This is a genomic window from Shewanella putrefaciens (genome assembly GCF_016406305.1).
Classification (GTDB): Bacteria; Pseudomonadota; Gammaproteobacteria; order Enterobacterales; family Shewanellaceae; genus Shewanella; species Shewanella putrefaciens_C.
Genome location: NZ_CP066369.1, coordinates 362,937 through 389,532, shown reverse-complemented (window position 1 = coordinate 389,532; position 26,596 = coordinate 362,937). Strand labels below are relative to the sequence as shown.

General features: G+C 48.8%; 22 protein-coding genes and 1 pseudogene. 16 read left to right on the top strand and 7 right to left on the bottom strand.

Going from position 1 to position 26,596, the window contains the following annotated elements; genetic code table 11:
• Positions 1 to 242 precede the first annotated feature (242 nt).
• The 3 genes and pseudogenes from JFT56_RS01735 to JFT56_RS01725 form a co-directional block, all read left to right on the top strand.
• Positions 243 to 509, top strand: coding sequence for a helix-turn-helix domain-containing protein (locus JFT56_RS01735; RefSeq protein WP_198782027.1), 267 nt, complete (start codon positions 243 to 245; stop codon positions 507 to 509).
• A complete protein-coding gene (locus JFT56_RS01730; protein ID WP_198782026.1) occupies positions 509 to 1,816 on the top strand; it encodes a type II toxin-antitoxin system HipA family toxin in 1,308 nt (435 codons plus the stop codon). The genes JFT56_RS01735 and JFT56_RS01730 overlap by 1 nt, the downstream gene beginning before the upstream one ends.
• Positions 1,817 to 2,068: pseudogene (locus JFT56_RS01725) on the top strand (LysR substrate-binding domain-containing protein); the annotation flags it as partial.
• 4 nt (positions 2,069 to 2,072) lie between these two features.
• On the opposite strand, the gene JFT56_RS01720 reads toward JFT56_RS01725, so the two are convergent.
• Positions 2,073 to 3,371 (bottom strand): restriction endonuclease, encoded by a 1,299-nt coding sequence (locus JFT56_RS01720; protein ID WP_198782025.1) that lies wholly within the window; start codon positions 3,369 to 3,371, stop codon positions 2,073 to 2,075.
• Positions 3,372 to 3,658: 287 nt separating this feature from the next.
• Positions 3,659 to 4,774 (bottom strand): Fic family protein, encoded by a 1,116-nt coding sequence (locus JFT56_RS01715; protein ID WP_198782024.1) that lies wholly within the window; start codon positions 4,772 to 4,774, stop codon positions 3,659 to 3,661.
• Between the two features lie 313 nt (positions 4,775 to 5,087).
• Between JFT56_RS01715 and JFT56_RS01710 the strand changes: the two genes are divergently transcribed.
• Positions 5,088 to 5,984, top strand: coding sequence for a sulfotransferase family protein (locus JFT56_RS01710; protein WP_198782023.1), 897 nt, complete (start codon positions 5,088 to 5,090; stop codon positions 5,982 to 5,984).
• Positions 5,985 to 5,989: 5 nt separating this feature from the next.
• Here JFT56_RS01710 and JFT56_RS01705 read toward each other — a convergent pair whose 3' ends face one another.
• From JFT56_RS01705 to JFT56_RS01690, 4 genes are all read right to left on the bottom strand, one after another.
• On the bottom strand, positions 5,990 to 7,414 hold the full coding sequence (locus JFT56_RS01705) for an MFS transporter (RefSeq protein WP_198782022.1): 1,425 nt from the start codon (positions 7,412 to 7,414) through the stop codon (positions 5,990 to 5,992).
• Positions 7,415 to 7,457: 43 nt separating this feature from the next.
• On the bottom strand, positions 7,458 to 8,522 hold the full coding sequence (locus JFT56_RS01700) for a phosphotransferase enzyme family protein (protein WP_198782021.1): 1,065 nt from the start codon (positions 8,520 to 8,522) through the stop codon (positions 7,458 to 7,460).
• Positions 8,515 to 9,387: a nucleotidyltransferase family protein gene (locus tag JFT56_RS01695; protein ID WP_198782020.1), complete on the bottom strand. Its 873-nt coding sequence runs from the start codon at positions 9,385 to 9,387 to the stop codon at positions 8,515 to 8,517. The genes JFT56_RS01700 and JFT56_RS01695 overlap by 8 nt, the downstream gene beginning before the upstream one ends.
• A 138-nt stretch (positions 9,388 to 9,525) precedes the next feature.
• A complete protein-coding gene (locus JFT56_RS01690) occupies positions 9,526 to 10,968 on the bottom strand; it encodes a hypothetical protein (RefSeq protein WP_198782019.1) in 1,443 nt (480 codons plus the stop codon).
• 244 nt (positions 10,969 to 11,212) lie between these two features.
• Between JFT56_RS01690 and gmk the strand changes: the two genes are divergently transcribed.
• From gmk to JFT56_RS01645, 9 genes are all read left to right on the top strand, one after another.
• A complete protein-coding gene (gene gmk / locus JFT56_RS01685) occupies positions 11,213 to 11,836 on the top strand; it encodes a guanylate kinase (protein WP_198782018.1) in 624 nt (207 codons plus the stop codon).
• A 58-nt stretch (positions 11,837 to 11,894) separates the two neighbouring features.
• A complete protein-coding gene (gene rpoZ / locus JFT56_RS01680) occupies positions 11,895 to 12,173 on the top strand; it encodes a DNA-directed RNA polymerase subunit omega (RefSeq protein ID WP_007651394.1) in 279 nt (92 codons plus the stop codon).
• A gap of 43 nt (positions 12,174 to 12,216) precedes the next feature.
• On the top strand, positions 12,217 to 14,322 hold the full coding sequence (gene spoT / locus JFT56_RS01675; RefSeq protein WP_198782017.1) for a bifunctional GTP diphosphokinase/guanosine-3',5'-bis pyrophosphate 3'-pyrophosphohydrolase: 2,106 nt from the start codon (positions 12,217 to 12,219) through the stop codon (positions 14,320 to 14,322).
• Between the two features lie 25 nt (positions 14,323 to 14,347).
• Positions 14,348 to 14,731 carry a RidA family protein gene (locus JFT56_RS01670; RefSeq protein ID WP_198782016.1) on the top strand — a complete coding sequence of 128 codons (384 nt, stop codon included), beginning with the start codon at positions 14,348 to 14,350 and terminating at the stop codon, positions 14,729 to 14,731.
• Positions 14,732 to 14,952: 221 nt separating this feature from the next.
• Positions 14,953 to 16,617 (top strand): AMP-binding protein, encoded by a 1,665-nt coding sequence (locus JFT56_RS01665; protein WP_198782015.1) that lies wholly within the window; start codon positions 14,953 to 14,955, stop codon positions 16,615 to 16,617.
• Positions 16,618 to 16,799: 182 nt separating this feature from the next.
• Positions 16,800 to 17,750 (top strand): calcium/sodium antiporter, encoded by a 951-nt coding sequence (locus JFT56_RS01660; RefSeq protein ID WP_198782014.1) that lies wholly within the window; start codon positions 16,800 to 16,802, stop codon positions 17,748 to 17,750.
• Positions 17,751 to 17,936: 186 nt separating this feature from the next.
• Entirely contained in the window at positions 17,937 to 18,638 is a 702-nt protein-coding gene (locus JFT56_RS01655) for a hypothetical protein (RefSeq protein ID WP_198782013.1), read from the top strand.
• Positions 18,639 to 18,743: 105 nt separating this feature from the next.
• Positions 18,744 to 19,823 carry a sensor histidine kinase gene (locus JFT56_RS01650; RefSeq protein ID WP_198782012.1) on the top strand — a complete coding sequence of 360 codons (1,080 nt, stop codon included), beginning with the start codon at positions 18,744 to 18,746 and terminating at the stop codon, positions 19,821 to 19,823.
• Positions 19,823 to 20,419 carry a response regulator transcription factor gene (locus tag JFT56_RS01645; RefSeq protein WP_198782011.1) on the top strand — a complete coding sequence of 199 codons (597 nt, stop codon included), beginning with the start codon at positions 19,823 to 19,825 and terminating at the stop codon, positions 20,417 to 20,419. The genes JFT56_RS01650 and JFT56_RS01645 overlap by 1 nt, the downstream gene beginning before the upstream one ends.
• Positions 20,420 to 20,435: 16 nt before the next feature.
• Here the strand turns inward: JFT56_RS01645 and JFT56_RS01640 are convergent, their stop codons facing one another.
• Entirely contained in the window at positions 20,436 to 21,581 is a 1,146-nt protein-coding gene (locus tag JFT56_RS01640; RefSeq protein WP_198782010.1) for a DUF1963 domain-containing protein, read from the bottom strand.
• Between the two features lie 425 nt (positions 21,582 to 22,006).
• On the opposite strand from JFT56_RS01640, the gene JFT56_RS01635 reads away from it, so the two are divergent.
• The 3 genes from JFT56_RS01635 to JFT56_RS01625 all read left to right on the top strand — a co-directional run bounded on the left by JFT56_RS01635 (position 22,007) and on the right by JFT56_RS01625 (position 26,473).
• Positions 22,007 to 22,654 (top strand): substrate-binding periplasmic protein, encoded by a 648-nt coding sequence (locus tag JFT56_RS01635; protein WP_198782009.1) that lies wholly within the window; start codon positions 22,007 to 22,009, stop codon positions 22,652 to 22,654.
• 187 nt (positions 22,655 to 22,841) lie between these two features.
• On the top strand, positions 22,842 to 25,490 hold the full coding sequence (locus JFT56_RS01630; RefSeq protein ID WP_198782008.1) for a PAS domain-containing hybrid sensor histidine kinase/response regulator: 2,649 nt from the start codon (positions 22,842 to 22,844) through the stop codon (positions 25,488 to 25,490).
• Entirely contained in the window at positions 25,487 to 26,473 is a 987-nt protein-coding gene (locus tag JFT56_RS01625) for a response regulator (RefSeq protein ID WP_198782007.1), read from the top strand. The genes JFT56_RS01630 and JFT56_RS01625 overlap by 4 nt, the downstream gene beginning before the upstream one ends.
• Positions 26,474 to 26,596 lie beyond the last annotated feature (123 nt).

The following is a 26,596-nucleotide window of genomic DNA, read 5'->3' as shown; positions in this document are numbered from 1 at the left end:
GACTAACGCTCTCGAGCGGCTGATACCGGGTCATTTGAACAATCCGATTTATGTTTTTAATCAACACTACACTTGCATTTTTAGCCCCTATTTATACGCCACAGCGCACAAGCACCATCTACACTCTATGGCGTATAAACCATAAATTATACGCTATAGCGCATTAAAAATTGACTATACGCTACAGCGTGTTAAATTGTGTTGATACTTTAAAGCGTATTGGGAAACCATGGGAATTCAAGATGAAGATCACCACAACCAAACAGCTTAGCGCTTATATACAAGATGTTCGCCAATCACAGGGACTCTCCCAGGCTAAAATTGGTGAGAAAATTGGCTTGCGCCAAGGCACAATTTCCAACTTCGAACAGAATCCCGACAGCACTAAACTTGATACATTTTTCAAACTCATATCAGCCCTCGAACTCGAAATAGAACTCAAACCTCGCAACGCAAGTGACAGTGATACAGGCACATCTGACAATAAACAATGGACTCAGGAGTGGTGATGGCTGCACTTGACGTTTATATGAATGGCTTTCTAGTCGGTGTTTTCTCTAAAGAAGAGACTGGCGCCCATCGATTTCAATACAATGCCGATTGGCTGGCAACTCCAGGAGCTCGTCCTATATCGCTGTCTATGCCTCTACGCCAACGACACTATCAGGGCGATGAAGTTTATAACTTCTTTGATAACTTATTGCCCGACTCGACGGAGATTCGCCAGCGTATCCTCGCACGCCATCACGCTAGTTCAACCCAACCCTTCGATTTACTGACGAAAGTCGGCCAAGATAGTGTCGGTGCCTTGCAACTGGTACCACAAGGTATTGAACCCAGAGACATCAAAAAAATTGAATGTGAACCGCTAGATGACTTAGCCCTTACACGGGTATTGGCAGGTTACCAATCCAAAATCCCATTAGGCATGCTCGAAGAATATGACGACTTTCGGATCTCAGTTGCTGGGGCGCAGGAAAAAACCGCCCTGCTGAAATATGATGGACAGTGGTGTTTACCCCATGGTTCAACGCCAACCAGTCACATAATCAAACTCCCTATCGGCCAGATAACCACCCATTCCCACACCTTAGATCTATCGGACAGTGTCGAAAACGAATACCTATGCATGTCTATTGCTCGAGAATATGGTTTACCAGTTCCCGATTGCGAAATCCTTAAGGTTGGGAATATCAAGGCGCTCGCAGTTGAACGCTTCGATCGCCGCTACGCAGCGGACAATAGTTGGCTGATGCGTCTACCACAGGAAGATTTTTGCCAAACCCTCAATATCCCCTCGGCGAGGAAATACGAGAACCAAGGTGGACCAGGCATTAGCGAAATAATGTACGTATTGATGGGATCGCTTGCCCCAGAAAGAGATCGGCGCATCTTCATGAAAGCACAAGTGCTATTTTGGTTACTGGCAGCGACAGATGGCCACGCAAAAAACTTTTCGTTATTTATCAGGCCAGAAGGTAAATACGAACTTACCCCACTCTACGACATCATCTCCGTTTATCCAGTGCTGGGGGGAACAGGACTTAACATCCGCGATGCGAAACTGGCCATGGGACTGTCAGCCACTAAAGGGAAAAAATACCAGATTGAACAAATCTTTCCCCGCCATTTTCTCGCTACTGCAAATCAAGTCGGCTTTAGCCAACACGCAATGAACGAGCTTCTAGAGGAGTTTGTTAAAAAAACGCCTATGGTTATCCAACGGGCACAAGCGCAACTGCCAGATGATTTCCCCCCGCATATCCAACACAGCATCCTGAGCGGGTTAGAGCATAGGGTAAGGCGACTGCTATAACAGCGTTCAAAAAGTGATGCCATCTACCATGCCACACTCGATGGCCTAGGTATAGCCAACCTACCGCGTTTTATTGCTGAGCCCGATCTGCAAACCGGGCGTTTACAGGCATTACTCACGGACTATCCGCTGCCCGAACATGGTATTTATGCCGTGTATCCGCAACGAAAATACCAACCGACCAAAGTGACGGTATTAATTGAATTTTTCATGGAGAAATTGGCGATTTTAGATTCCATATCCCCTTTATAGCAACTTAGATATTTAATATCTCTTCAGCTTGCCTTTGCTTTAATCGCGATGGATACACTGTATCCATCGCGATTAAAAACTCTACGATATTCGAATATACTTCGCTTTCATATACTAACTTAGCAACTTCCTCTGCAAGCCTTCGTCCATGGATCAAGATAATTGGATACTTGTCTTCAATCACTTCTCGTTGAACTGAATCAGAAAAATAACTGGTAGTTACATATACGCCTAGCCAACCACGCTTTAAGCGGGCCACAGTACGAGCAATATGATTACCACCCGTAGGCGTATTGAGTAACTCACATTTTGCCTGCCCTAGCACAATCAACTCCACTTTGGAGAATCCACTGCCCAACGTCACCTTACCGATAAAATCGGCACCACCGTCACCCGAGCCTTGAGTCACCCAGCCTTTTTGATAAATGCCAAGCTCTCTATCGATTACGCGTTCTGCAATAACCTCTGCAAGCGCCTCAAATCTATGTTTCTTGTTGGCATAGTAATCATAAATTTGATTTAAAATTTTATCGGACTCAGATCCCGGAATAGGCTTTTGATTTACCGTTTTCTCAAGACTCAGTTTGGAAACTCGGCGGCGTAATTTATTAAGGGAATTACTGCCTTCATTTAGCCATTGTCGCCAGCTTTTAGGGGCGGCGTTATTGGTTATCGCGAGCGAAAAGCCTTTCTTACGGCGGCTATTTATCCAATCCCATTCGAACACTTCATGCTCCGCAGCAATACAAAGAACAGTAAAATCAAAGGCATAATTTGTAAAAGTGCGAGCTAATTTATTGTCCCACTGAGTCACTAATTCGACACTATTGATGATCCCCAATCCATAAAATTGCGGATAGCCTTTAGCGACGCCATTAACTATCGCCCGCTTAAAAAACAAGATAGGTGGAGTTAATAATCTCTCGTCCACACTGTGTGAATGGGCTAAACGAAACGCTTCAAGTAGTGCTTTATTTCCTGGAGCTGTGGCAGGATCTTTACCAGGTTCTTTATTATCACCAAAGTAGCGAATATGACCGTTATCAGCATCATAAAAATCTTCCCAGGGGGTTTCTATTGATCCTTTTTTATTTGGGCTACTGGAAATCAGTATTGCCGGGCGGACGAGTTGACCCAGACTCGTTTTGATTTTGGCGCAGGGATTGATTCCCTTTTCAAGTTGCAGGTTGTTAGCGTCGATTGATTTGGTTAGAAAGTGGAAATTGAGGTAGCCATCTTCATACATGTTTTCTCCACATGCTGGCTTTTTATATCTCAGTACATCACCAATCTGAATTTCCATTATTCGTCACCAATCCTTATCTAAGCAGCTTGATGAAATATAACATACTGATATTTAATTAAAAGAAGTGTAGATATCAATTGTGAGTATGCGCTTATTCAACTGCTAATTTGTAACCCCATTTAAGGCTCACACTGAAGTTGACGCGATACGAGGGCTGAATGGTATCGATAAGCAGGCCCTCTGCGCCATGGATGGCGCGGTGGAGCCCTCATGGAAGAGTTTACGGCGTGCCTGCGGGCGATACCATTTTGTGGCCACTGTTGAGCCTTAAATCTAAGCACTCACTACTGCCCACTCGGCAATAAGTATCTGGTACTACGTCCGCCGGCGTCGGCTTTCACTAAAAAGCCTTGCTCGACCATTTGCGCAAGGTGACGGGTGGCGGTGGCGCGGCTCACCTTAGCGACCTTTTGATACTGGCTACTATTAATCCCTAATTCAAAATCGCCATCTAACATCCGATTGAGCACTTTGGCTTGCTCTTGAGTCAATAAGGATTGATCGACATTTTGCCAATACTGCGTTTTCCGCAGAGTCTTGTTCACATCAGCCATCGCATTGAGTAAGCAATCATTGAGGGTTTCAAAAAACCATTCTAACCAAGGAGTAATATCGACATCGCCCCTTTGGGTGGACTCTAAAATGTCATAGTAGGTTTGGCGACGGGCCAGAATACTGACCGACATAGCGTAAAAACGAATCGAGCGTTTTTCCGCTTGCGCCAAGGCTAAATCGGTCAATAAACGCGTGATGCGCCCATTACCATCATCAAGCGGGTGTAGAGTTACAAACCAAAGGTGAGTTATCGCCGCACGGATAAGCGGATCTAAGCCAGGCTCTTGCCGTGAAGCATTAAACCATTCGATAAACTGTGAGAGTTCAGCGTCCAAAGTCGCTCGAGAGGGGGCCTCAAAATGCACCGTTGGTTTATCAATCCGGCCTGAGACAACTTGCATAGGCGTATCGCCTCGCAGCATTCCACCCATAATAGGGTTTAGTAGTGTATAACCCGGGGGAAATAACTGCTGATGCCAGCCCAATATCCGCTCGAGGGTTAGCTCAGTCTCTAAATTTTTTAAGGCATCGAGCATAATGTCTGCCAAACCATCGGTTTGAGCAGTGGTCGGATACGGTTTATCTTCGGACACGCCGAGTTTTTTAGCCAAGGATGAACGCACCGAAGCCGCATTGAGCTTTTCACCTTCAATGGCACTGGAATGGATAATGTTAGCAAGCAAGGTGTCGAGTGCCGCCTCTGAGGTTAACTGGCTGTCGTCGTGACTTAGCATTTGCTTGCCGAGCAGTTGGCCCTGATTGAAATAAACCTGACGCAGTAAGACATCGATGCTGCTGGCATTCCAATGAAATTTAGGCCAATCGGCTTGCTGCCAAATCCACATATCTTACCCCATGAGTCAAATAACAAGCCTATTCTACTCACATAATGAGTCAATTAACAAACCTATTTGCCTCACATAATGAGGCAAATAATGCAGGTAATCGCCTCACCTAGCCCAATTGCTTATAGAGTACAGGGGATTAGCGCTGTTGATATGCTCCTACAGAGCAATGCAGACACACAGACAACAGCTTTGCGCTGCTAAAACCAGTGTGCTGCGATATACTGCCGGTGTTGATAAACACTCATATTGAAACCCAATTTACACACCAATCGCGACGACCACGCTGACAAGAATATGCTGAGCCCAATCCATGCCTGATAACGCAAATATTGCCACCTATCCCCATTCTCAGGCGCATAACGATGGCAGTGATGTGCAACCCAATCTGCCACAGTGCGATTCGACTGAGCCGAGTGCAATCGGGCCAAGTTCAATCAACCCAAGTGCAATCGGGCTAAGTTCAATCAAGCCAAGCGAAATCAAGTCAAGTGCAACCAAGCATGGCTCCGTGGCAGCCGAGCAAAAAAATAAGCTTATTATCATAGGCTTGCCTAGAACAGGGACGACAAGCGTGAGTGTGGCGCTATTAGAGCAAGGCTTAAAAGTGGCGCATATGGCCTTTACCAAAGCCGCCTTTATGCAGGCAGATGCCATTTCTGATGCGCCTTGTTTTAGCGATTTCAAGCAGTTAGATGAGTTATTCCCCGGAGCCAAGTTTGTTTATCTTGACCGCGAGCTAGACTCTTGGGTGCCATCGATGCAGATGTTACTCAGTCGCATGCTGCCACATTTAGATGATAAGACAGGCCGTTTTCATCCTATTATGAAGCGCAGTTTTCGCCATTGCTTCGGCGTGGGAGAAGTTCAAGACCCGCAGAATGAACAACATCTTATTGGCTGTTATCAGCGTCATCAAAGGGAAGTGTTTACTTACTTTGCTAGGCGAAATAACTTCTTGAGTATCGATGTTAGCCAGCAAGGCGCATTGAGTCAGCTGTTGCAATTTATGGCGCAGCCAAGGGATGCAACATCAGTTGAGGCCCATCATCCGCTGACGGATTTAAGTTTTCCAAGGCTCAATATTGGCCGCAATGTGGCCAGTTGGGATGAATATAAACATCCCAATAAGATCAGCGCCAATGCATCTGGCCCAGACAAGCGTAAGTTCTTTGATTATAAAATCTCGATTCTAGATTCTAGATTCTAGCTAGATTAATCATTATTTTTCCTGCGCTTAACCACAGTCAACCAGTCGAGACTCACGCCGGAGATCGCATTAAAGCCACGAATACGGAAGACTAATTTAAGCAGTTGTGGCCTTGGTCTTACCTTAGGTTCGACCGAGCGCGGAATAAACCATAGGGTCACTAAGGTTCGCATTAGGGTCGATACCAGAAAAACCACAAAAATCGGGCTTGTGAGCCAACTATCCCAGCCGGACCAAATCAAAAAATCCGCCGCATGGGAGGCAATAGTGCCTCCGACCATAGCCCCCACAAACACCAATCCCGCACTGAGTGACGCCTGCAGCGCAGCGTAAGTGGCAAAGTCACTGCGAAAGGGACGAATATCATAAAGGTAGTTGGCGGTACTTAAGGTAAAGCCACTCCAAGCGAGGCCAGAGAATGCTTGGATGGCCAAAATATACCCATAGTTATCGGAAAACAGCCATAACAACGGCAAGCTTGGGATCATGCAACTGGTAATAATCATCACCAAACGATTACCGAATTGATCGCTAAATCGCCCCCAAAACTTTAACGTCACAAACTGAGTCGCTATCGAGGCCACGCTCGCGAGCACAAATTCGATGTAGCTAAAGTGCAGGTCTTCCAGCATATACACAGCGAAAAACGGCGCCGAGATGGCGACCATTGCCTGCATACTGGCCACAAACAAGCTGTACTGGCGAAAGGTTTTATCCTTCCATGCGCCGCGAAAATTGCCTAAGGTCTGGACAAATACCCCGCGCTGTTTCGGCTCGCGGGGATCGGGATCGTGCATCTGCAGCAGTAACCAGGCGGAGACAAAGCGCCCCATGGCGGCAATTGAAAACAGCAAGGTAAAACCCAGCCACGCCATCTGCATCGAATCGGTAAAGGTCAGAATACCGCCACCAACAAAAAACACACTTAAGGATGCACCCATGGTGAGCCGAGTGCGCGCGGCAAAAAACGCACCGCGGCGGCGTTCGGGCACTATAGAGCCCATCCACGCCCGCCAATGGGGTTGAATTAAATTGATAAACCCATGATAACAAACCGCTAAACCAATAAAGATCCACACGCCGTGTTCTGGCCGCAATGCCGCGAGGGCACCCATAGCCAACACAATCCCGGCTTGAAAGGTCGCGCAAAACACAATAAAAGTGCGGCGGGAAAAATGGCTGGCGAGCCAAACGGATAAGAGTTGGGAGAGTGCGCCAAAAAGCTGTGGTAATCCAGTGACAAAGCCCATTTGCGCTAGGCTAGCGCCGAGAAAAATGGCATAGGCATTAAAAAAGTTATCGCTGGTTGCCGTCATCATAGACGAGGCAACGGCCTCCTGTTGCGAGCGGCGCAGAGTACATCTTAACCACAAATTGCGTTCGCTACGCCGCGAATAAGTTGATGCTGCTGGTGTCGCAGTGGAGTCCATACCAAAACACCTATATTCACGCGCTGAGATCACCCAGCACTAGTTAAAAATTGGCTTTAAGTTCAACCTCTTGATCGAGCAGGCTCTGGTACAGGGTGAACTGGTTGGCCGCGCGGTCTAGATTATGGCCTTCACGGTGGATATGGAAATACACATCACCGTTCAAATAATCCGTTAAAAAACGCACACCTATCATCAGGCAAATCACCCGCGCGCCGAGCCACAGACTGCGTTTTTCGTCTTCCGTTAAGACGTCCCCCAACTCGCTCAAGTAGCCACGGCAAATCGCGGCGAAAATATCTTGGCGCACTTGGACTTTATCCAAGGCCGTAGAATCTTCTTCCTCTGGCGAGCAGAAAGTACGCACCATATCGCCAAAGTCATACATCAGATGACCCTTCATGCAAGTATCTAAATCGATAATCGCCATGCTGGACATATCGCGCTTATCGAAAAGCATGTTGTTGATTTTGGTGTCGTTATGGCAAATTCGTAGCGGCAGCTTTGGCGATATTTCCGCTAACTCATCCAGCAAAGCCTGCTGGGATAACGCATAATCGACCCAATGACGGCAGAGCGCTAAGCGATGTTGACTATCGAGTTCAGCGGCCTGCTTTAGCAAGGTCATGCGTCCCGGTAGATGGTGAAATTGAGGGATCACATCTTCAAGCTCTGTCGCATCAAAATCACTCAAGGCCGAGGCAAAATGTCCAAAGGCCTTGGCCGCCATTTCCGCCTGCTCTGCGGATTTAACCACCTCAATGCTTAAACTATGGGGTAAATAACTAATGGCACGCCAAAAGCCCTGCTCGCCTAAATCAATGGCTAATTCACCCTCTTGGGTTAGGCAAGGGCTGACGACTTTAAGCCCGTATTGCTGCTGCAACGACTTAGCGCATAAATGATGGCTAATTTTATCGGCATTGCTGACTAGAGCCCTAGGCGTCTTAAACACTTGGGTATTAATACGTTGCAGCACTAATTCGCCTGCAGGCCAACGCACTAACAAAGTGTCGTTAATATGACCATTACCTAACGCTGAGATTTTTGCCTCTGTGGCTTCAATTCCAAAATGAGGCAACACTGACTGCCTGATGAGTTTAATCACTCAATAACTCCGTTAATTTCTGTTTTACCCAGACAGTGTCCTGCGGATAAGTCACGCCGAGCCAAGGCTCAGAGGCAACATCGACATATACAGGCAAACCTTGCTCAATTCCCGCCTGTACTATGGCGGGCAAGTAACATTCAGATTTAGGCAGTTTGCCCTGCTGGCCTATAAATGCCGTTAATTCCTGTTTAATAACATCAAAAATACTTGGGGAGAAGCCCCAGCACGTCATTGACACCAAAGACTGTGGCGAAAGTTTTGCCAATCCCCTAGGGCCTTCGCCGACAAAACCATTATCCTGCGCTTGAATATTTAACCATTCGACCACAGAGCGCAGTTGCCCCAGCTCAACCTGGCACAATCCACGATTGACCCCGCCATGTTCAGATAACGTCAGCTCGATAGGATAAGCCACCATCATCCAATCATTGGGTCTGGCGGTTAAGCCTTTGGCTAGGGAGACAAAAGCACTGTCACCGTAAAAGTCATCGGCATTGATCACCGCCATCGGGCCTTTTACCCAATCGCGGGCACACCATAGCGCATGGGCCGTGCCCCAAGGTTTAAGCCTGTGGCTATAATCCGGCAACTGCGCGGCCTCGGGCAAATCATTGATGTTTTGATAGCAAAAATGGTACTCAAAATCGGCGGGCAAAAACCGCGTCAATATCCCAGTTAATTCAAGCGCTAACTCAGGACGGATCACTAATACCGCACACTTAAATCCACTGCGGATCGCGGACATGATCGACAATACCAACATGGGCTCACCCGCGGGGCCGAGGGCGGCTAATTGCTTATCGCCACCGAAACGGCTACCTAGCCCCGCCGCCATAATGACTAAGGTCAATTCAGTATTCATGTTGGGTTGATATATTCAGTTCAAATTTAAAGGTGTTTCCCCAAAACGCGCGACCTAAACAACCTAAAGTACGGTTTGAGAAAAAGAGGAGCAAAAGTGTAATCTACCCCTCCGATTGTGACTAGAGTATCGGCGCCATTATTGGGCTAAATAATCAGCAAATGTACGATTTTGTTCCAAAATCGCTTGGCTACCCTTTAAGCTAAACTTGTAACCGCATAGGCCAATGCTGCCGCGGCGGGCAAGGTCAACTATGATACCTGCGCTATCCAGAGGTGAAAACCGCGCTTCGGTAGCTGAATCCGCCTTCAAATCAACCGTCATAGGGCGATACTCAGTGCCATTATTAAACACTAAGGCGCGGCAGGTCTTATCCCCCTGCGCCGTGGCTAATGACCAAATATTTTGCGCTTTACCCTGCTCGCCCAACCAACGCATGATCAATACATCACCCTCTAAGGCGACGGAAAAACCATCGGGCATCTCCAATGTCACTCTATCGCTTGCGATAGGGGCTGCGGGAATCGCACTGACCACTTGTTCCTGCGCCTGTTGATCACTACTTGGCCATAGTCCCCACACTAAAGCCACCAATGCCAGTCCACCTAAACCTATTGCCGCGGGGCGCCAATAGCGGCGGTTCGGCATAGGGAACTTAGGCAACACTAAGTAACGGCGATAGGGCGAAAGAAACTCGATTAAGCCACGGAGTAACTCCGTCATAGAACCCGAATCTTTATCCTCGGCGCGGCGACGGCGCATTTCTTCAGCGTCCTCGGCCTGATTAGCACTATGGAGCTCATCATCGGGGTCGAAACGCCACACGGGCTCATCATTGAGTTCGGCGGGATCTAAAGGAGCGTGTCGTGAATTGCCGTGCTGTAAATCCACCTGCGCGAGATCCACATTAATTACTTCAATATGTGTTTGTTCCACGCGGCCTTGATGTGCGGGACGAAAATCTGCCTGAGCCTCAATAATGGCATCCTGCACCACAAAATCCGCCGGATTTTGGGTCATTCTGGTTAATTCATCAAAACGCAATTCATCTTGACGCAGCGCCTCCAAATCCACCGCTGCCAATGTGGGCGCGCCCGTAGGCTCGGTTTGAGCAGAGGTTGGCGCCGGCGCAGCGGTTTTAGGGGCCAGCACCGGCTCTACACGGCGACGGGGTATCGCCTGGGAAGTGGGCGAATCTAACGCTGGGCCGTAATAGCCAAAACGATAATCCACTATGGTTGGCGAGGGTAAACGCGTGCCCCAAAAGGTTGCCCCAGCGGCTAACACTAAACCCAAAACCGCAATGAAAGGCGGCGCACCAACAATTAATAGCGCAAGATACACAGGAAGAGGCAATACTAATAAAGCCGCTAAAAACTTAGGCTTATTGGCATCCATTAAACGGCGCAGGCTAGTTAATGCCAGTAATGGCAAACCTAATAGCGCCAATAAATACATTAAGAAATTCGCCCCAAACCCTGCAACAGCAAGGGAAATGCAGACATAAACGCCCACACTAATAGCGGCAAAACGGGGACGGGAATCACGCCCATGAAGGCAGAAAAGAGATTTTAACAGCACGACCCTTCCTTTATAGTTGAATAATCCAAGCGCAAATACGACTATCAGTCGTCGTATGGACACGAGCGTAACGAATTTAGCCGCAATTGTCAGTGTCTACGACCTTAGTCAGGCAAAAATGCCCATGAAATAGTAAATAGACTGCAATTGCCGGGCAACAAGCCCTAGCGTTTTTAAGGTCAAAATCTGTATAATGCTCGGCTTTCTGGGCCCTTCTTGCGTTAACAAACTGGATATTTAGCTCATGACCGCACGCGGAAATTTATTTATTGTGTCGGCACCCAGTGGTGCTGGTAAATCCTCGCTGATCTCGGCACTGCTTAAAGATAAGCCCGCCGATATGCAGGTTTCGGTATCCCATACCACCCGAGCGCCGCGCCCAGGCGAAGTCGATGGACAACACTATCACTTTGTTAATGTTGAACAATTTAAAGCACTAATTGCTGAAAATGCCTTTTTTGAATGGGCCGAAGTCTTCGGCAATTACTATGGCACTTCACGCCATGTGATTGAGCATACCCTCACCCAAGGTATCGATGTATTCCTCGATATCGACTGGCAAGGTGCAAAGCAAGTCAAAGCTGTGATGCCAGAGGCGGTTGGGGTATTTATTCTGCCGCCATCCAAGGCAGAGTTAGAACGCCGCCTGACCGGCCGCGGCCAAGATAGCCAAGACGTGATCGCCAGCCGTATGGCCCAAGCCGTATCGGAAATGTCGCACTTTAAAGAATATGATTTTATTATCGTCAACGACGATTTTGACACTGCCCTCGCCGATCTGCGTGCCATCATTCGCAGTCAACGCTTAACGGGAGCTAGTCAGATCCACGCGCAAAATGATATGCTTAACGATCTGTTGGCAGGCTAACTGCCTTAGTGTACAATTTTGCGTCATTTTTTCCCTAGATAAACTGGAGTTTCAACACATGGCTCGCGTAACTGTAGAAGACGCCGTAGAACAAATCGGCAACCGTTTTGATATGATCCTGGTTGCGGCGCGTCGTGCTCGCCAAATCGCCGTGCAGGGTAAAGACCCTATGGTTGAAGAGATGAACGACAAACCCACGGTTATCGCCCTGCGTGAAATCGAACTAGGTTTAGTTAACGCTCACACCTTAGATGCCGATGAGCGTCAAACCGTGCGTGAACGTGAAGCCGCTGAAATTGCAGCGGTTGCAGCGATTGCTGAAGGTCGTTCACTATAAGCGTTATTGAGTAAACCTGTTTAGGTAAAAGGAGAGCTGCCACTTGTATCTGTTTGAAGGTCTAAAGGAGTCTGCTTCCGGTTACTTAGAACCTGAACAGGTAGAATTGCTCAAGCAGGCGTACCAAGTTGCGCGTGATGCCCATGAAGGGCAAATGCGCACTAGCGGCGAACCTTATATTACTCATCCGGTTGCGGTTGCCCGCATCCTGGCCGAAATGCGCCTCGACCATGAGACGCTGATGGCAGCACTGCTACACGATACGATCGAAGACACCCATGTCACGAAGGATGACTTAGCCGAATTATTCGGTGAGTCAGTGGCAGAATTGGTCGAAGGCGTGTCGAAACTCGATAAGCTTAAATTTCGCGACAAGAAAGAAGCGCAAGCGGAAAACTTTCGCAAAATGATGATGGCGATGACGCAGGATATCCGCGTTATCCTCATCAAGCTTGCCGATAGAACCCACAACATGCGCACCTTAGGCGCCCTACGCCCCGACAAACGTCGCCGTATCGCCCGCGAAACCCTAGAAATCTACGCTCCTATCGCTAACCGTCTCGGTATCCACAATATCAAAACCGAGTTAGAAGACTTAGGTTTCCAAGCCTATTATCCGATGCGCTATCGGGTGCTTAAAGAAGTGGTTAAAGCCGCCCGCGGCAATCGCAAAGAATTGATCCAAGGCATTGAAGCCGCGGTTTATACACGCTTAAACGATGCGGGTATTCCCGGTAAAGTCAAAGGCCGCGAGAAAAACCTCTACTCCATTTATAACAAGATGCAGAGTAAAGAGTTGCAATTCCAAGAAGTGATGGATATCTACGCCTTTCGGGTGATAGTCGATTCCATCGACACTTGCTACCGCGTACTCGGCGCCATGCATGGCCTTTACAAACCTCGCCCCGGTCGTTTCAAAGATTATATCGCTATCCCGAAAGCCAACGGCTATCAGTCACTCCATACCTCTTTGTTTGGTCCACACGGCGTACCCGTTGAGATCCAAATTCGTACCGAAGATATGGATCAGATGGCCGACAAAGGGGTGGCTGCACACTGGGCCTACAAAGGCGGTGCGCAAACCGGCCAAGGCACGACGACCCAAGTGCGTGCCCGTAAGTGGATGCAAAGCTTGTTGGAATTACAACAGAGCGCCAGCACCTCCTTCGAATTCGTTGAGAACGTGAAGACCGAGCTCTTCCCCGAAGAGATTTATGTGTTCACCCCAGAGGGCCGCATTCTGGAATTACCGGTTAACGCCACCGCGGTCGATTTTGCCTATGAAGTGCATACGGACGTGGGTAATACCTGTGTCGGCGCCCGCGTTAACCGCCAAGCGTATCCGCTTAGCCAGCCGTTAATCTCCGGCCAAACCGTTGAAATTATTACCGCTAAAGGCGCGCGCCCCAATGCTGCCTGGCTTAACTTTGTGGTCACGGGTAAAGCCCGCGCGAAAATTCGCCAAGTGCTCAAGAGCCTTAAGGGTGATGATGCGATCGCCCTCGGTCGTCGCCTGCTGAACCATGCTCTGGGTAAAACCAAGCTCGATAGCATAGCGCCGGAACAGATTGAAAAAGTCGTCCGCGACACTAAGCATGCCAATTTAAATTCGCTATTAGCCGATATTGGTCTTGGCAATGCCATGAGTATCGTGATCGCCCAGCGTTTGATTGGCGATAACCTTGAAAATCAAGAGAGCCGCGATGCCCATTTGATGCCAATCCGTGGCGCCGAAGGCATGCTAGTCACCTTTGCCAACTGTTGTCGCCCTATTCCTGGCGATGCGGTTATCGCCCACGTCAGTCCAGGTAAAGGCTTAGTGGTGCACATGGAAAACTGCGCCAACATTCGTGGTTACCAAGGTGAGCCAGATAAGTACATTCCGGTTCAGTGGGATAATGTTGATGGGGTCGAATACCAAGCCAATCTGCGGGTGGAGATCGTCAATCACCAAGGCGCACTGGCAAAGATCACCTCGATCATTGCCGCCGAAGGTTCGAACATTCATAACCTGAGCACAGAGGAACGCGATGGCCGCGTGTATCTGATTAACCTGCGTATTTCGGTGAAAGATAGGATCCATTTAGCCAACGTGATGCGCCGCATTAGGGTGCTTCCCGAAGTGCTGCGTACGTCCCGTAATCGTTAATTAATTCAATATTAGAGAGAGCGTCATGGCAGAAAAAATTATCATAGCGACCGAAAATGCCCCAGCGGCCATCGGCACCTATTCACAGGCCGTTAAAGTAGGCAATACAGTGTATTTATCTGGCCAAATTCCGCTGGTGCCAAGCACTATGCAAATTGTGAGCGATGATTTTGAGGCCCAGGTTGTACAAGTATTTGAAAACTTAACTGCCGTTTGTACCGCTGCCGGTGGTTCGATCAACGATATCGTTAAGCTCAATATCTTCCTCACCGATTTAAGCCACTTCGCTAAAGTGAATGAAATCATGAGCCGCTACTTCAGCCAGCCCTATCCTGCCCGCGCCGCCATTGGTGTAAAGCAGTTGCCGAAGGATTCGCAGGTTGAAATGGACGGCGTGATGGAGCTGTAAGCTTCACCCGATATCAGAGGCGCTTAGGCGCCTTTTTTATTGCGCCACATTCTTCCCCTTGCCTTTCTATTCATCTTATTTTCATACTCAGCTTATAGTCTGCGTATTCCCACTCAGGATTTTACAAGCTCGCAAACTATTTGCGTGGCCCCACAAAACTCGCCATACTGAGAACCGATAGTCATGGGGTTAAAATAACAATAAAGAACAAGGAATTGCCAATGGATACAGCGATTAAGACGCCAATTGAAATGCTGGCGCACTGGGCTAAGACGCGTGGGGATCAGATTTATTTACGCCAACCTATCAAGGGCCAATACCTCGATTTCACTTGGGGTGAAGTACAAGAAAAAGTCCAACAACTCGCCGGAGCCCTACGCCACTTAGGCCTAGAACCTGGTGATAAAATTGCCGTGCTCTCTAAAAACTGTGCCGAGTGGTTTATCACCGACCTCGCCCTGATGCACGGCGGCTATATTAGCGTGCCCATTTATCCAACGGCCAACCCAGATACGATTCGCTATGTGCTGCAACACAGCGGCGCTAAAGCGATTTTCCTTGGTAAACTCGACCACTGGGCCGATCAAGAAGCGGGCGTTGGCGGCGAATTACTGCGCCTTGCCATGCCCTACGACACCATGCCAGCCCAATATCAATGGGAACAACTGCTGAATATGGGTAATCCCTTGATTGAGGCGCCGCTGCCTACGGCGGATCAAGTGATGACGCTTATCTATACCTCGGGTTCAACGGGCCAACCTAAAGGTGCAATCCAGACCTTCGCCAGCTATGGCTGGACCTGTCAGGCGGTAGTACGGGATCTGCGTACCGATGGCGATGATCGCCTGCTGTCCTATTTGCCCTTAGCCCACATCACCGAACGGGTCGCGATTGAAGGCTCATCTTTTTATTCGGGCAGCACTGTCGCCTTCGTCGAGAATCTAGACTCCTTCGTCCTAGATGTGCAGCGGGCTAAGCCAACGGTCTTTTTCTCGGTGCCACGCTTATGGAGCCTATTCCAGAAGAACATTATCGATAAAATCGGCGTCAGTAAGCTCAATTTATTGCTGAAGATCCCACTCATCAGCAGCCTAGTTAAATACAAAATCCACAAAGGATTAGGACTCAACCATTGCCGTTTACTAGGCTCTGGCTCGGCGCCGATCCCGCCCTCTTTAATCCACTGGTATCACAGCATTGGGCTGGATATTTGTGAAGCTTGGGGCATGACGGAAAACTGCGCTTATTCCATCATCAACTACCCCTTCGATGTCCGTAAAATTGGCACTGTGGGTAAACCTGTTCTGGACTGCTATATCCGCCAGGGTGAGGATGGCGAGCTATTGATTAAGAGCCCAGGCTTGATGACGGCCTATTATCTGCAACCCGAAGCCACGGCGGCGGCATTCGATGCCGATGGTTTCTTCCACACTGGCGATTTGTGTGCTATCGATGCCGATGGTTGCGTGACTATTACCGGCCGAGTGAAGGACAACTTCAAAACCGCCAAGGGCAAATATGTCGCCCCCGTACCTATCGAACGTAAATTGGCACAGGACCCCCATGTGGAACTGATTTGTGTGATTGGTTCTGGCCTGCCCCATCCTGTTGCTTTAGTGCAATTATCCGAAGGCGCGAGTCTACAGGCCCGCGAAGAAGTGCGCGCCTCGCTAAAGGCGACATTAGATAGCGTGAACCCGCACTTAGAGTCCCACGAACATGTGGATGCGATAGTCGTGGTTAGCGATCCTTGGACGATTGAAAATGACGTGCTAACCCCCACCTTAAAAATCAAACGCCATGTGCTTGAAAAGGCTTTTAGTGAGCGCGTTGATGGCATTCGTGGTGCCCAAGTCTGTTGGGAAGATGAAATAAAGAAGAAATAATTCACCTAAAACAGTAGGATAGTGTATTTCACAGTAGATTAAAAAACAGCACGCTCAACGGCGTGCTTTTTTGTGACATATTCTGTCAAACTGTGACGAAAACACGTATTATGTGCAGCTGTCGGTTAGGATAGTCCATCCCGATCCCTATTCACTTAATCAAGGTTTAACAGAGTCCAAAAATGCTAATTGCACTTTCAATTATTGGCGGTTTTATCATTTTAACCTTAGGCGCAGAAGCATTGGTTCGCGGCGCGAGCTCTATCGCCCTTCGCCTAGGTATCACTCCACTCGTTATCGGCTTAACCATTGTGGCCTTTGGTACTAGCGCTCCCGAATTGGCGGTCAGTGTCAAATCTGCCCTAGCTGGCAACAGTGGCATAGCACTAGGTAACGTGATTGGTTCAAACATCGCCAACATAGGTTTGATCCTAGCGATTACCGCACTGATCCGTCCTATCGAAGTGCAGTCTCAAATGGTAAAACGTGATATACCCTTGATGATCTTGGCCTCTATGTTGTTCTGGGGCTTATTGCTCGATGGCGAACTCAGCCTAATCGATGGCGCTGTGCTGTTATCGCTACTGGTGGGTTACTTAGCGTTTAGCTATATCAGTTCCAAAAACACTACGGATGAAGATGGCGAAGTTATCGAAGAAGGCCCTAAAAACCCCTTGCTCTCTATGCTCTTCATCGCTGTCGGTATTAGTATGCTTGTCGGTGGCGGGATTCTATTTGTGAATGGTGCCGTCGATTTAGCGAAAACCTTCGGTGTGAGCGAAGTGATTATCGGCCTAACCATTGTTGCGATTGGCACGAGTATGCCGGAATTAGTGACCTCAGTTATTGCAGCTTTCAAAGGCCAGAGCGATATTGCTATCGGTAATATTGTTGGTTCCAATGTGTTCAATATATTAGGTATTCTGGGCGTGACTGCGATAGTGCATCCAGTATCAGGGCTAGGTTTCCAACCCCTAGATTTTATCGTTATGCTTGCACTGACCGTAGTCGTTTTACCCTTCGCTTGGTCTGGTTATCAGATAGGCCGTCGCAGGGGCGCGGTATTGTTACTCAGCTATTTAGGCTATATGAGTTACTTAGTCAGCCAAGCGAGCACACAAGCTTTGGGATAAAGATCAGGACTAATACACAAAACACCGGAGCTATTCCGGTGTTTTGCTATCTGGCCTTAGGATCCATTCAACCGGTGACATTTGTCATGCCTAATTGATGACCTTTGTGCCTGCATTTCACCTATGGCATTGCTGATAATGAGTCTGTACCCAAGCAATGGGAAACTGACTCAATAAGGAAATACCATGAAAGCATTACTCCTCATCTCTAGTCTGACTTTAATCGCGGCGCCCGCACTGGCTGCTGTATCTAATCCCAATATCACCCACATTGATGCCGCCGCCAATTCGATGAATATCGCTAAATTGCAGCAATTGAGTGCCAGCACCCAAGACTATGATCAAGCCTATGCCAACTATCGTCTCGCCATCAGTGCCAATGTGATGGGGCAAAAGTCCCTTGCAGGTAGCGCACTGACGGCGGCCCAAGCCACACTGGAAGCATTACAGGACAGCCAAGCGAATGCCGAATCCCTAGCGCTTTTGTCCTCCGTCTATGGAATGCAAATCGCCTTAGACACCACTAAAGGCGCCGTGTTAGGTTTTAAATCCGCCAAGGCTATTGCTAGTGCAGAACAGCTAGAGCCACAAAATCCAAGAGTCGCCCTCGTCAAAGCCATTGCCGCCTATAATACTCCCGCCCTCTTTGGCGGCAGCATGCAAAATGCGAAAACCTTGGCTAGCACAGCAATAGAAAGATTCGCCGGTCCCTGCGATAACATCTGCTGGGGTGAGGCCGAAGCCTATACCTGGCGAGGACTCGCGAAACAGGAGCTTGGCGATAATCAAGGCGCGATTGAAGATTGGCAGCAGGCGCTAAAAGTACAAGCGGATTACGGTTGGGCTAAATTTTTGCTTCAACAAAATCAGCAATTAAGTGCAAAATAGCCATATTAGCAAACGGGGATCTAGGCGCTGAACACGGCGCCAATCCCTAGGTGAAATAAATCGAAGCAGATAATCCAACAACCAGTACAGCTTCACAGAGGCGCTATGACGAGCACACCCCTTCAGATTGAGCGAAAACTCGCATGGATATATCTGATAAATTTAGCATTTTATCTTATCCCTTTGTTTCTAAGCCCCTATCCTTTATGGAAAATTGCCTTAAGCTTAGCCGTGCTTATTCCCTTTATCGCCAGTTACTTTTGGGCCTATAAATGCAATTATCGCAGCGCCTATAAACCGATTCTGGTGATGGTGCTCATCGGAGCCGCCATCACCCCCATCAACCCAGGCTCTATCTCACTGTTCACCTTTGCGGGCTTTTTTATTGGTTTCTTTTACCCACTCAAATCCAGCATATTCTTCCTGCTCGGCCTAGTGGGTTTGTTATTTGGCTTAAATGAGGTGTGTAACTTTGGAAATTTCTATTTCCCCCTTTACGGCTCGGCACTGGTGCTCGGTGTCGGCATGTTAGGGCTGGCCGAACGCAAGCGCTATCAACATAAGTTAAAAGCTCAACAGAGTGCCCAAGAAATTAGCACCTTAGCCACTATGCTCGAACGGGAGCGTATAGCACGGGATCTACACGACATCATGGGCCACAGCTTATCCTCCATTGCCCTTAAGGCCGAGTTAGCCGAAAAACTCATCGCAAAACAAGAATATGAACTCGCCTCGACTCAACTTATTGAGCTCGGGCAAATCGCAAGGGAGAGCCTGAGTCAAATTCGTCATACAGTCTCAGACTACAAGCACAAAGGGTTAGAGACTTGCGTCACCCAGCTGTGTAAATCCTTAAGGGATAAAGGATTATGTGTCGAACTCCATGGTGAGATCCCTAAACTGCCCACCAGAATGGAGAGCCAACTGGGCTTGATCCTCACCGAACTGGTGAATAACATTCTCCGCCATAGCGGTGCCAGTGAATGTTATATTGCCTTTGATAAACAAGCCGACCAGCTACTGGTTGAAGTCAAAGACAATGCGACGGCTAAACCCTTGGTCGAAGGCAATGGACTCACAGGGATCCGCGAACGCTTAGACAGCCTAGGCGGCAGCTTGAATTACAATCTCGACCAAGGATACGCCTTTAGCGTCAGTTTACCTCTGCAGGGAGAAGCAACTTAATGAAGATTTTACTGGCTGAAGACCAAGCCATGGTCCGTGGCGCGCTCGCAGCCCTGTTAACCCTCGCGGGGGGATTTACTATCACCCAAGCCAGTGATGGCGATGAGGCCCTAACTTTACTCAAACAGCAGAGCTTTGATCTACTACTCACGGATATAGAAATGCCGGGACGCACCGGCCTAGAACTCGCCGCTTGGCTCAAAGATCAACAAAGCCACACTAAAGTGGTAGTGATCACTACCTTTGGCCGCGCAGGTTATATCAAACGCGCCATTGAAGCTGGCGTCGGTGGCTTTCTGCTAAAGGATGCGCCCTCGGAAACCTTAGTCAATGCGATTCAGCAAGTTATTGCGGGAAAACGGGTGATAGATCCTGAGCTTGCCATGATGGCCATAGGCGATATCGATCCCCTCAACGATAAAGAACGCCGCGCCCTACGCCTTGCCAGTGAAGGAAAATCCACCGCAGAGATTGCCGAAACCCTGTTTATTGCCGAAGGTACAGTGCGCAATTATCTATCGGAAGCCATCGCCAAACTCAATGCCAGCAACCGAATAGATGCGGCGCGTATCGCCAGACAGAAAGGCTGGCTATAGCCAACCTTTCGATGAACTAATAATCATATATGCAGTAAATACGGTCGAATTTGCCTAGCGCTAAATCCGCTTGGTGGATAATAAAATTCAACTGCATCGAGTGCTCACTATAGACGACTTTGAACAGCACCAGATAATCTTCGGCATTGCCGCCTAATTCAGCCGCAGCGTGGAGCTCGGGGGCTTTATAGCGACTATCTCCATGGCCATTAATGCTGGCGATACCATCGTAATACGGCAGCGGCTGCTCGGGGACGAGCAATGCCCGGAAGTTGGATGACTGCCACTCGGTATTAGCCCATTGCGATTGAGTGAGAATCTGACCGGGGATTAACCCGTGCTCATTCAATTGTATCAGCTCATAGCCCTTGAGCTGATCTTGCCACTCTGGAGCTAATTCATCATCCACAACCTCTATGGCCTCCAACACCATAGCTTGTTGCGGTTCAGGTAGCGCTTGTAAACGTGCCTTGGCTAACTTTACTAAATGCGGGTTGTCACTATTAATCATGTCAGGGGCTATCATCTTAATGCTGGCAATCCCTTGCAGTTGATAAGCCGCCTCATACTCATAGTTTGCACATACAGCATCGTCGAACTTAAGTTCGGCAATCGCTTTCCCAGAGTTCAGTTGCTGATCTTCAGCGACATAATAAACATGGCCGCGAAGCATTTCCGAGAATCGCCAGCGCTCCAAAAAGAACAACAATCGCCCCTCTCGGGGCAAGTAGGATTGTAACGCCTTCAGTTCACTACAATTGAGCTGTGCGATAAATTGCATGGGCACACGGAAGGCTTGCGCTGCCTCGTCCCAGTCCCAAAGATGCGCCTCATCTGTCTCCCAATAGTCCTGCCAGTCCTCACGCCAATGCTCATTAATAAACTCGCGGGTATGGCCAAAGCTCTCAACATAGCCATCAAGCATCGCCTCCCGTCCGACCAGAGTGACAGGATAAGCCATTCCCACGGGCAAATCCGGTAAACCACCCAACCGGCTATTGCCTAACTGGGTATAGTCTTCAATTGCACAGGGATAGAGATCGACACTACTGCGAATAAACGCCGATAGTGTGTGGGCAAGGTTTGGGTCTTTAAACTGCGCCAGCTTTTGCTCTAACTGTTGCTGACGGATGGGGGAATTTTCTGCTAACAACATATCCATATTTACCTCACGACTCCAATGTTTGCTTTTTATCATTTCTATCAACTATTTGCCACCGCCTAATACCGTGCTGGCCGATTTGATCCTCCATCAGCAATCCGGCCACTTGGAAAAACAGGGGAAAACGAAGACACATCCAACCTTAATCATGGAAGGAAAACTGAGACATCCATCCTTAATGGCGCTTCAATTAACCTCCGACTGTACTTTGGTTAAGCATTGAACAAGGGGGGTTGTATGCCGCGCCCTCGCAGAACTCAGACAATTAAGCCAAGCCATCAAGCAAGTCACCCTGGCAGAAATTGGCCCACGCAGCTCTAGATTACGAACTAGTATTATGCTCAGTAAAGCGTGAAAGTTTGGCTAAGCGAGGGATTATGCGGCACAGGGTTAACTTGTCATTACTGCAAAAAATAAGTGGAATATTGTTAACTATCACAGCCTTGTCTGTTCTTGCCGATGGGAAGTTACAGATTGCCGGGCAAGAGGGAGATGAACGTTTTTTCCCGTTACTGCAGGCCATCTATGCCCAGCTGGGATTTCAAGTTACGTTTGAAACCCTTCCCTCGGCTCGGGCGATGCAACTCGTCGATCAAGGTGGCTACGATGCTGAAGTCGGGCGGATCCCCGATATTGCCGTCAGTTACCCTAATTTGACCTATTCCCAGGAGCCTTTACTCACGGTAAGACTCGTGGCTATGGTCCGCAAAGATGCCGATATCCAGCTAAACAACCCGGATGATCTGCAGCAATATCGCATCGGCTATGTGATCGGCATGAGTGTCGCCGAAGACTTTGTGAAAAGTGCCCCAAACAACACGATTGCGGTGACCACACACGAGCAATTAGCGCAAATGCTAGAGCGGAAACGCATAGATATTGCGCTCATGGGCACAGCATTTCCAAACTCTCCGGTTTACAGTGTCGGCGTCGAACGCCTATCGATTGCCACTTTTAGTGTCTACCACATACTCCACAATAAACATGCCCAATTGATACCTCAGTTTGACCAGGTTTTGTTGAGGATGAAGCAGAATGGTCAATATGATCAGCTGCTGTTGCCCCTTGACTAACCCACTGAGGTGAAGAACGGCAGAAGAGTTAAACCTAGGGCCACCTCAGTACCCAATCCAAAGCTACGCATTAAAACCATTTATTAGCAGTCAATTGATTAGATATTATTTATTTACCAATTTCCATTTGCACTAACCTAAATGCACTACACTTGTACCCGATGACACTATTCCAATGGAGGGAAAATTGAAATTGACTACCCGTTCAAGTATTAGTGCAGTGGGCATCATTGCCATAGATGAATACGGCCTTATCCGATCCTTTGATGCCGTCTCCGAACGAATTTTTGGCTACCGTGAAGCAGATCTGCTAGGTAAAAACGTCTCAACGCTGATGCCAATGCCCTACACGGGTGAACATGATGAATATCTGGCACGTTACCTACGCGAAGGCGCACCTAGGGTAATTGGCATGGGTCGAGAAGTCGTCGGCCTACATAGCAATGGGGACAAATTCCCCATCTGGTTAGCGGTAAACGAAGTGCACTTTGGCAGCGAACGGATTTTTATCGGCTCGATCGTTGAACTTACTGAGCAAAAAAATACCGAGTCCAATCTGGCCAAGAGTCTAGAAACCACACGGGCAATCCTAGATACCGCCATCAACCCTATTATCACCATTGATGCCAAGGGCAGCATAGCGTCCTTTAATCCGGCGGCGGAGCAGCTATTTGGTTATCACAGGGAGGAGGTGCTGGGTAAAAATGTAAAAATGCTCATGCCAGAGCCCTACCAGTCGGAACACGATGGTTACCTGTCCCGTTATCTGCACAATGGCAGTCCACACATTATCGGTACAGGACGCGAGGTCGTCGGGCGTAAAAAAAATGGCGATACGTTTCCCATGCATTTGTCGGTCGGACAGATGGATGTGGCTGGTGCACCTATGTTTGTCGGCATTATCGTCGATATCACAGAGCGTAAAGCCTCAGAGGCGGAATTACTGCAACATCGTGATCGGCTGGCCGAAATGGTGGCCAGTGCAACGGCCGAACTACTGCAGGCTAAAGAAGATGCCGAAGCAGGGGCCCGCGCTAAATCGGCCTTTCTCGCCAATATGAGCCATGAAATCCGCACACCCATGAATTCCATTATTGGTTTTGCTGAGGTGGTGCTGCAGGACGAAGCCATAAGTGCAGTCACCCGAGATCATGTCAAAATTATTCTACGCTCGTCGCGGGCACTGCTGGGCATTATCAATGACATTCTCGATGTGTCGAAGTTGGAAAGTCAGAAGTTTGTGCTAGAGCAAATCCCATTCAATTTACCGAATGTCCTGCGCGATCTGGAACGTACCATAGAACATCAGGTAGCCGAGAAGGGATTAACCTTCAGTTGTTCGATTGCCGCCAATGTGCCTGTCAGGGTGGTGGGCGACCCAACGCGCCTGCGGCAAATTTTACTTAACCTGCTAGGCAATGCGATTAAATTCACTCGCCATGGCAATATATCACTGCATATTCAACCAGATACGCAGGAGAACTTCTTGCATTATGCCATTACCGATACCGGTATTGGTATGACAGAGAGCCAGTTGGCTAAGGTATTTGATGCCTTCACCCAGGCCGATGCCAGCACTACCCGCCATTTTGGGGGTACGGGTTTAGGGACGACCATCAGCAAACAGTTGGTTGAGCAAATGCAGGGCAACATCTGGGCAGAAAGTGTCTGGCAACAAGGTTCAACCTTTCATTTTACCGCCTATCTACCCGCGGCGGCCCCAGAGCAACGCTGCCAGAACGAAGTCGAATCCCTCGGCGATGATTACCATTCACCTAGGGTATTTAATATTCTGCTGGCAGAGGATATTGAAACCAATGCATCGTTAGCAATATTGCGCCTGACAAAACAGGGGCACAGCGTGGAGTGGGCCAAGAATGGCCGCGAAGCACTGGCCTTAGTGCAGCGTGGCGGCATTGACTTAGTGTTGATGGACGTGATGATGCCAGAGATGGATGGGCTGGAGGCCACCATCGCCATTCGCCAATATGAACAGGATAAAGGGCTCGCGGCCGTCCCCATTATTGCCCTGACGGCCAGCGTGATGCGGGAGGACCATGATCGCTGCATCAATGCAGGCATGGATCGGGTCGAACCTAAACCGATTGAATTTGAAAGCTTATTGCGGGCAATGGAAGAACTTGTCCCTGATTCTGCTGGCCAAGTGGTGGAGGACTTTAAGCTCCAGCCGACACTGGATACCACTGAATCATCGGAGCTTGAATGGCTAAGCCAAGTTGCCGATACCGGCAAAGCCCTCTGCGTTTGGGTCGACCCACGCGCCTATTGCGATTCATTGATCCTGTTTGCCGAATTACAGGGTGATGCGGTCGATAAATTACGCTCAGCCTTTGCCTTAACCCCGCCAGACCTTGCCGCAGCACATCGTTTACTGCATACCCTGAAGGGCGCCGCCGGCAATTTGTACCTTAGTCAAGTCACTAAATTGGCGGTGTTACTGGGCGAGGAGGTCAAACTCATGCAGGAGCCAGACAGTGAGTTATCAGCTCTCGATGAACCGCTAGTCGCAGAGCTAGAACAGGCGATGGCTCAGGCATCGGCGGCCATCGCAAGGTTAGCAGAATCCCGCGTCGTCACATCACCGCCAATGGCCGAACAGTTTGATCGCGATGCCGTGATTGCGCTATTTATCGCACTGGAGCAAGCGCTAGAACAGGTAAATCCAGACGTAGTAGAACCTTTGCTAAACAGTTTAGCGGCGCAGATACCGGCAGAGCAGTTGTCACCTCTGTGGCGCGCATTACACGCTTTTGATTTTGCTGGCATCAGAGAACATATGCGGCAGTTAACCGAACGCCTGGAGCTAACACAATGAAAAAAATCCTGATTGTCGATGACGAACCCAATAATTTACAGGTATTACGGCAGGTATTGCGCCACAGTTATCAACTTTACTTTGCCACCGATGGCGAAACGGCATTAACAATAGCAGAGAAGCATAGGCCAGATCTCGTGCTACTCGATATCATGATGCCGGGCATGGATGGCTATCAAGTGTGCCAACGCTTAAAGCAAAATCCACTGACCTCACATGCCCCAGTTATTTTTATTACGGCAATGGCCGAAATGGAAGATGAAGCCCGTGGTTTCGATGTCGGGGCCGTCGACTACATCCAAAAGCCCATCTGCGGCCCGTTGGTTCATAGGCGCGTACAGACCCACCTGTCATTAGTACGTGCACGGGAGCTGGAAAGCAGTCAGCGCGAATCCATCTATATGCTGGGGATGGCCGGACATTACAACGATACCGACACGGGCCAACATATCTGGCGTATGGCCGCCTATAGCGCCTTTTTAGCCAAGGCAGCCGGCTGGGATGAAGCCGCGGTCGAACGGATGGAACTGGCCGCCCCCATGCACGATACGGGCAAGATAGGCATTCCTGATCAAATCCTTAAAGCCCCGCGGCGACTAACTCCACAGGAGTGGCAGATTATGCAAAGCCACGCACAAATTGGTTATGAAATCCTGCGCCGTGGCCATTCACCACTATTTGAGCTGGCGGCAGAAGTCGCCCTAACCCACCATGAACGTTGGGACGGCACGGGTTATCCCAATGGCCTAGTTGGCGAGGCGATTCCCGAATCGGGTCGAATCGTTGCGCTGACGGATGTATTTGATGCATTGACAACAAAACGGCCCTATAAGGAGCCCTGGCCAATTGATGACGCAGTGGCTGAAATTCGCCGCGGCTCAGGCACACAGTTTGACCCTCGTCTAGTCGAGATTTTCTGTGCAAATCTGGTCGAAGTCATGTGCATTAAGCTAGAGTGGGACGAGAAAGAAGCGCAGCAATAATGTGCCCAGCATATAATCCAATGCAACAGAGATTACCAACCACTGCAACTTACGTATTACACTTCAGCGTGACAATGGGGATTTCTATCTGCTTTTTCCATTAAGCGACAAAAATCAATTATT